The organism is Georgenia sp. 311 (genome assembly GCF_006151955.1).
GTDB lineage: Bacteria > Actinomycetota > Actinomycetes > Actinomycetales > Actinomycetaceae > Oceanitalea > Oceanitalea wutianyii.
The window spans coordinates 26834-34144 of the sequence record NZ_VDFS01000012.1; the positions used below are offsets into that span (position 1 = coordinate 26834).

A 7311-nucleotide genomic window follows, 5' to 3' on the forward strand; every position below is an offset into this window, starting at 1 on the left:
GTCGCCAGCCGGACGACCTCCCACCCACGCGGCGCGGTGAGCCGGTGCGCGTGCTCCTGGCACAGGTCGTAGGAGTGCGGCTCCGGGTTCGTCGCCAGCGGCCCGAGGACCGCCGTCGAGTCGGCGTAGACGTAGGTGAGGGTGGCCACGGCCGGTCGGGCGCAGGCGGCACGCGTGCAGTGGCGGGTGGCTCTCACTCCCCGACCGTACAACGCCCCGGGGACACGACCCGCCCGGCCACGCCGTGACCTGCGCCGCGGTCGCCGCCCGGACCGCGCGAACCGGGCACGGGGCCTAGCATCGGGGGGTGCGCGACGACCTCACGCCGGCGCTCCCCGCCCGGCACCCCGCCCGCCGGCGTGACCGGCGCGGCCGAGGCCTGCGCGGACCGCTCCTGCCGCCGACCCTGCCCGGGTGGCGTACCCGCAGCGAGGCCTTCGACGACGCCGTCCTCGCCGCCGTCGAGCAGCTCGAGAAGCGCTGGGGGCGGCGCCTGGCGACGGTCGAGTTCGGCGTCGAGGAGGTCCCGCCCTCCGACCCGAGCCCGTGGGAGCACGACGCGATCGCCCTGGGCCGCTACTTCCCGGCAGACGGGCCGGCGGGCCTGCCCGACCGCGTCGTCCTGTACCGCCGGCCCATCCAGTCCCGCTGCGAGGACCCCACCGAGCTGGCGATGCTCGTCGAGGAGGTCGTGCGCGAGCAGGTCGCTCACCTCCTCGGCCGCGACCCCGAGGACCTGTGACGGTCAGCCGAGGGAGGCAGGGGCCGGCGCGAGGGTGACGGCGCGCGCGGTGGCGGGGTCCTCGGTGAGCGGGACGGCTGACATGAGCGCGCCGTCCGGGCCGCGGGCGGTGAGCATGACCGACGCGTGGACCGGCTCCTGCGCGGCGTGCAGCTCCACCGCGGCGACGTCCTCACCGAGGGCGGTGACGTCCTCGCGCAGGCTGGAGCGCGGCTCCACCGTGCGGGTGACCGGGGTGCCGCGGGTGCCGTCGCGCAGCACCGGCACGAGCTCGACGTCCACGGCGGTGGTCGCCGGGTTGGCGACGACGAGCGTCGCGGCGGTGACGAGCTCCCCGGGGAGCGCGACCAGTCCGGTCGACAGTGCCGCGGTGGCCGGCACCCACGCCCGGTCGACGGGCGCGGTCCCGGGGTCGTCCTCACCGGCACGGCCGACGGTGGTGACGACGGCGGAGGCGGTGAGCGGGCGGTCGGCGGTGACGACCGCGGACCACGCGCCCTCGGGCAGCCCGGCGAGCGAGACGTCGACGACGGCGCCCGGGTCGAGGACGAGCTCGTCGGCGCCGGGCACCGCGAGCTCGCCCTCGGCCCCGAGCAGGACGAGGGCGGCGGTGGCCGTCTCCTCGCCCGGGTTGACGATCCGGACGGCGGGCGCGTCGAGGTCCTGCCCGGAGGTCGCGCCGAGGTGGATGCCCGGGACGACGACGGCCTCCTCGGGGGCCACGGACGGCGCGACGACGTCGGTGCCGCCCGGGACGAGGCCGCGCAGGCGGCTGTCCTGGAGGACCGCGGTGACCGACCCGCCGGAGGACTCGACGTGGAGGGCGGGGCGCGGGTCGGCGACGAGCGCCTCGAGGAGGACGACCCGCTGCCCGCCCGGGGGCACGAGGACCGTTCCGGCGGTCGACAGGTCGAGGGCCCCGGTGGAGCCCCAGCCGGACAGCGCGACGCTCGCCGGGGTGTCCCCGGCGTTGGACAGCACGAGCTGGGTGCTGTCACCCGGCTCGGTCGACCCGCCGACGAGCCAGGCCGACGTGGCCGGGCTCTGGCAGGCGGTGGCGACGAGCCCGCGCAGGTCCCCGGCCTCGGTGAGGGCCACGCTCGTGCCCGCGGCGAGGGCGACGACGCCGTCGACGGGCTCGGCCTCCAGGACGGTCGCCTCCCCGGTGTCGGCGGCCTGCTCGACCCGCGCCTGCCCGCCGCTGGGGACGTCGTCCCCGGCGTCGGCGTCGAGCCCGGGCCACAGCCGCAGCGGGGCGGGCGCGAGGCCGTCGCGGGCGACGCTCACGACCTCGACGAGCGTGGTCGAGCCCGAGCCCTCGGGGTCGAACTCGTCGTAGCCCAGGTCCTGCCCGGCGACCTCGGTGGCGAGGCGCGGAGGGCCGGGGCAGACCTGGAGGAGGGTGGTGGCGGCGACGGGGACGACGGTCTCCGCGACGGGCTGCGCCTCCACCGGCCACAGGTCACCGCCGACCGCCACGCCGGCGGAGGCCGCGAGGAGGGCGCCGCCGGTGAGGACGGTGGCGACGCGGCGCAGCACCCGCCGCCCACCCGTGGTCTCGGTGCTCATGCGTGCTCCTCCCGGCGGCGGCGGACCGGCACGGCGAGCAGGACGGCCAGGCCCAGGCCCACCGCCTGCGCGACGCGCCACGGCAGCTGCCACGGCGGCTCGTAGCCGATCTCGAGCACGCCGGTGTGTGCGGGGATCTCGAAGGCCTGACGCCACCCGTCGGTGGTCGCGCGGACCGGGCGGCCGTTGTAGGTCGCGCGCCACGCCGTGTCGGCACGCTCGGCGAGGACGACGGTGCGCCCCTCGGGCCCGGCGGGCACGCGGGTGGAGACGGTGACCTCGCCGGCCGGCAGCGGCGCGAGGACGGTGCCGTCGGCGTCGAGGACCCGCGCCCGGGACACCGCCTGCGCCGCGGCGGGCTGCGTCGAGGACCGGGAGGTGCGCCAGATGACGCCGCTGGCGTTCTCGGTCACCCGCTCGAGGCCGGCGGTGGCGTCGAGGCGCGCGATGAGCTCCTGACGGGTGGCGGCGGCCTCCGGGTCGGTGAGCGGCGGGACGAGCACGACGCCGACGGCGAGCCGGCCGAGCTGCTCGCCGGCGGCGGGCGCGGTGCCGGTGGCGAGCTCGGCGGTGAGCGCGGCGAGCTCGGCGGACGCGGCGTCCGGCTCGGCGGGCTGCCCGCCGGGAGTGAGACCGCGGACGTCGACGACGGCGGCCTCCCCGGTGAGCTGGGGCCCGGCGTGGCGCCACACCTCGGCGCGCACGGCGCCGCCCTCGGCGTGGAGCGCGAGGACGCGCGAGCGCTCCGGGCCGTTCTGCAGCTCGCGGGCGAGCGCGGGGACGGCCGGGGCGTCGCGTCCCGCGAGGGCGAGGAGCGCCGGCTCCTGCCCGCGCAGGACGGTGGCGAGCCAGGAGCCGGTGGTGGCCAGCGGCCCGAGGACCATGACGGCGACGACGGCGCCGACGAGGAGGTGGCGCCAGCCGAAGCTGTGGGCGGTGAGCGACCCGCGCATGCCGTCGGCGGCGGCCGTCGCCGCGACGAGGAGCCCGAGGAGGGCGAGGGAGGTGCCCGGCCCACCCCAGCCGGTGACGACGCTCGCCTCGCCGGCGAGGTCGGCACCGACGCCCACGGGCGTGCGGGAGGACACGAGGGCGGTGGCCAGGCCGGCGAGGACGGCGAGCCACCCGGCGCGCACGGCGCGGACCCGGCCCGTGCCGCGCAGGAGCGCGAGCACCGCGGCGGCCGCCACGGCGGCCCCGCCGGCGAGGGCGAGGACCCAGGGCCCGACGAGCGCGGGCAGCGCCGTCGGCCAGCCGAGCGCGGCGAGCCAGGAGGCCCCCGGGTCGGCGGCGAGCGGGAGGCCCGGGTCGGCGACGAGCGCGCGCCAGCCGCCCGTCGAGGTGCTGCTCAGCGCGGCGGTGAGGAGCGGGCCGAGCAGGAGCACGGGCGGCACGGCGACGAGCGCGAGCAGCCGGCGGCGGCGCGGGACGGCCAGGGCAAGGCCGAGGAGGACGAGGAGGGCGGCCGGGAGCAGGACCGGCGCACCGGCGGTGACGACGGCCAGGGCGAGGCCGGCGCCGGCGGCCGCGGCGATCGAGCCGCCGGAGGGGCGCACCGAGGTGAGCGCGGGCGCGCCGACGGTGGGCCGGTCGGCGGTGTCGGGCTCGTCGTCGTCCCGTCGCGCGTCGGCGATGCCGGGGAGGATGACGTCGCGACGCTGGACGCCCACGGCCCGGGCCACCCCGAGCGCGACCCACGGCAGGAGCAGGTGGGCCAGGACGGCCCCGAGCCGGCCCTGCCCGACGCCGACGAGGAGGGCGGGGGCCAGCGCCCACACGGCCGCGGCCCAGGCGCGCAGGAGGACCGAGCGGGTGGCGGCGCCGGCGGCGAACCACGCGCCGGTGCCGGCGAGCGGGACGGCCAGGACGAGCACCGCCGCCGTGAGGGCGTTGCCGCCGGCGCCGAAGGGGGCGAGCGGCGTCATCGCGAGGGCGAGGACCGCGAGCAGCGGGTCGGGCGGACCTGCGTGCCCGAGCCCGGCGGCCACCCAGGCGGACGTGGCGGCGCTCCACACGCCGCCGGCGGTGGCGTCGAGGGTGGCGAGGGCCCCGCCGCGCAGGGCCCCCTCGGTGAGGAGCGGACCGAAGGCGACGAGCGCGACGGCGGTGAGGCCGAGGAGGAGCAGGCCGAGGGCGCCGCGACGGCGGCGGGCGAGGGCGGCCCGCTCGCGCAGCTCCAGCTCGCTCGGGGCGACCCGGTGGGCCCGGGCGGCTGCCTGCGAGCGTCGTTCCTCGTGCCTGGCCCGCGCGACGTCGCGCCAGGTGGACCGCAGCGGGCGCAGGTAGCGAAGCGGCACCGTGCGGGTGAGGCGGTGGCGGCGGCGGGCCCGCCAGATCGCGGCCGGTCCGGCGAGCACCTCGGCCGCGGACCGCATCTCGGCGCCGACGAGGCCGATCTCCTTGGTCGTGAGGCGCCACAGCGCCCGCGCCGGGGCGAGCGCGAGGACGGCGAGCACGACGAGCGGCAGCAGGTACCACGGGGTCGTGGTGAGCCAGAGGAAGAGCTGGGAGCGGCGCCGGGCGGCGAACGAGCGGCGCGGGTCGGGCGCCGTCTGCGGGTCCGGTCGGGGGCTGGAGAGGTCGCGCAGCCCCTGGTAGGAGGCGCGGGCGTGGTGGACGACGGCACCGGGGACGAGGACGACGCGGTGGCCGGCCAGCCACGCGCGCTGGGACAGGTCCAGGCCGTCGCCGTACGGGCCGAGCGAGGGGTCGGGGCCGCCGAGCTGGTCCCAGACCTCGCGGCGGACGAGGGCGCCGGCGGTGCCGACGCCGAGCACGTCCTCGCGGGAGTCGTGCTGGCCCTGGTCGATCTCGCCGTCCTCGACGTCGGGCACCCGGCGACCGGTGGCGGTGGCCCGGATGCCGACCTCGAGGAGCAGGTCGGGGCGGGCCCAGTCACGCTGCTTGGGACCGGCGACGGCGACGGACGGGCCGGACTCCCCCGCGCGCAGGAGCGCGGCGTGGGCGCGCGGCTCGGGGGCGGAGTCGTCGTGGAGGAGCCACAGCCAGCGGGCCGGCGGCGGCGCGGGGCGCTCCTGGCGGCGGGCCTGCTCGGCGAGGTGCTGCTCGTGGTCGGCGAGCGCGGCGCGCACGGCTGCGCCGAAGGTGCGGGGGGCCGGGATGCGCAGGACGCGCACGGTGGAGACGGCGCGCAGGCCGGCGGCGTCGATCGCGTCGTGCACGGGCACGCCGGTGCCCATCTCGCGGCCGGGTGCGCTGGTGTCGACGACGAGGACCGTCCCGACGGGACGGGTCTGCTCGGCCAGGCCGCGCAGCGTGCGCGGGAGGTACACCGAGACGCCGGGGCTGACCACGACGGCCAGCGTCGCGACGCTCCCGGCGTCAGAGTCGTCCGTGACCAACGATCAGACGGCCCGGCGCTTGAGCTTGCGGCGCTCCCGCTCGGACAGCCCGCCCCAGATCCCGAACCGCTCGTCGTTGGCGAGCGCGTACTCCAGGCACTCCACGCGCACCTCGCACGAGGTGCACACGCGCTTCGCCTCCCGGGTGGACCCGCCCTTCTCCGGGAAGAAGGCCTCGGGGTCGGTCTGGGCGCACAGCGCCCGGTCCTGCCACCCGAGAACGCCCTCGTCGCCGAGGTCGTCGAGAAGGTACACACCGTCCTGCACGGTGCCCGCTGGGACTCCTGTGGTCAGCGGACCATCACCAAGAATGTTCCACACTGCTCTTCCCATCGTCGCCCCGGTTCGTACCCTCCGAATTACACGCGTGTCATCCCGCCCAGTCAAGCCGGGCGGTGATATGAGGGGATGTTCTCCGCAGGTGTCGACGCACCGGCCCCACCGGCCCCACGCGGGTGGGCCCGCGGCCGGGGTGTGCCGAGGTCAGCGGACGTCGGCGCTTTCCGCCGCGACCGGACCGGCGCCCGCGGCGGCCTCGGCCGTGGCGGCGGCGACCGCGGCGTCGATGCGGGCCTGGACGCGCGCCGCGGAGCGGCGACGCAGCCGCACGGCGAGCAGCGGCGCGGCGGCGAGGAGCGCGAGCACGAGCAGCTGGGACCACGGGACCGCCCACACGCGGAAGTCCACGGTGGCGGGCAGCAGCTGCGCCGGCAGCTCGTCCTCCCCGACCCCCAGCGGGGTCGCCACGAGCTGCCCGCTCCCCACGACGAGGGGCCAGGCCTCGAGCCGGACGGTGCCGGTGAGCTCCTGCCCGGGCAGCACCTCGCGGTGCTCGGCGGACGCCGCGCCCCCGCCCACCCCGAACGGGCCGGCGAGCGAGACGTCGACGTCCGCGCCGACGCGGACGTTGCCGGTGTTCTCCAGGGTGTAGTCGACGGTGACGGTGCCGGGGGCGAACGGGTTCCACGACGGCGAGTACGTCGCGACGACGTCGGGGCCGAGCTCGCCGCGGACCTCCCCGGCCACGCGCAGGTGGAGGCGCACCCCGACGCGCGAGCTCATCCGGAGGGTGGCGTCCCCGCCCTGGACGAGCTCGGCGACGACGCCGGCCGGGTGGTCGCCGGGGGTGGCGCCGGCCGGCACGGTGACCTCGAGGGGGACGACGGTGCTCGACCCGGCGGGCGTCGTGAGGAGGATGCCGCCCCCGGGACGCGGCTCGGCGCCGGTTACCGTCCCGACCTCCACCCAGCTCCCGCCGCCGGTCGGCTCGGTGTCGGGCGGCAGGAGGTCGAAGCTCCCGGCCTCGTCGACGATGCCGTCGCTGGCGTAGACGGCGAAGGTCGCCTCGTGGTCGCTGAAGTTCGTGAGGACGACGTGGTCGGCGACCGAGGCGCCGTCCTCGAGGACGTGGCGCAGGGAGACGCGGCCGTCGGCCTCGGAGCCGTCCGCGGGCTCCAGGGCCCAGGTGGTGCCGGGCGGCGCGGGGGTGGAGGGCAGGCCGGCCGTGGCGGGCACGGCGCCCGCCGCGACGGCGAGCGCGGCGACGGCGAGCGCGCGGAGGACGGCGACGGGGCGGGGAAGGCGGTGCACGGCAGGTCCTCGTGGTCGTGGAGGTGGTGGGGCGGGGGGGGGGGGGGG

6 protein-coding genes are annotated in these 7311 nt (G+C 78.6%); 1 reads left to right on the forward strand and 5 read right to left on the reverse strand.

The genetic code is table 11. The annotated features are described in order from the left end of the window. Positions 1-197: DUF3499 domain-containing protein (locus tag FHE66_RS01290; protein ID WP_176554601.1), on the reverse strand; the 197-nt coding region annotated here is incomplete at its 3' end. A 110-nt stretch (positions 198-307) separates the two neighbouring features. Here FHE66_RS01290 and FHE66_RS01295 point away from each other — a divergent pair. Next, positions 308-742 (forward strand): metallopeptidase family protein, encoded by a 435-nt coding sequence (locus tag FHE66_RS01295; RefSeq protein WP_230976524.1) that lies wholly within the window; start codon positions 308-310, stop codon positions 740-742. A gap of 3 nt (positions 743-745) precedes the next feature. Here FHE66_RS01295 and FHE66_RS01300 read toward each other — a convergent pair whose 3' ends face one another. The 4 genes from FHE66_RS01300 to FHE66_RS01315 all read right to left on the reverse strand — a co-directional run bounded on the left by FHE66_RS01300 (position 746) and on the right by FHE66_RS01315 (position 7263). Next, the gene (locus tag FHE66_RS01300; RefSeq protein ID WP_139071186.1) at positions 746-2311 is read right to left on the reverse strand and encodes a DUF5719 family protein; all 1566 of its coding nucleotides are present in this window, start codon (positions 2309-2311) and stop codon (positions 746-748) included. Further along, a complete protein-coding gene (locus FHE66_RS01305; RefSeq protein WP_176554599.1) occupies positions 2308-5625 on the reverse strand; it encodes a glycosyltransferase in 3318 nt (1105 codons plus the stop codon). Before FHE66_RS01305 ends, FHE66_RS01300 begins: the two co-directional genes overlap by 4 nt. Before the next feature lie 51 nt (positions 5626-5676). Continuing rightward, the gene (locus tag FHE66_RS01310; protein ID WP_176554600.1) at positions 5677-5940 is read right to left on the reverse strand and encodes a WhiB family transcriptional regulator; all 264 of its coding nucleotides are present in this window, start codon (positions 5938-5940) and stop codon (positions 5677-5679) included. A gap of 216 nt (positions 5941-6156) precedes the next feature. Continuing rightward, entirely contained in the window at positions 6157-7263 is a 1107-nt protein-coding gene (locus FHE66_RS01315) for a hypothetical protein (RefSeq protein WP_139071188.1), read from the reverse strand. Between the last annotated feature and the right edge of the window lie 48 nt (positions 7264-7311).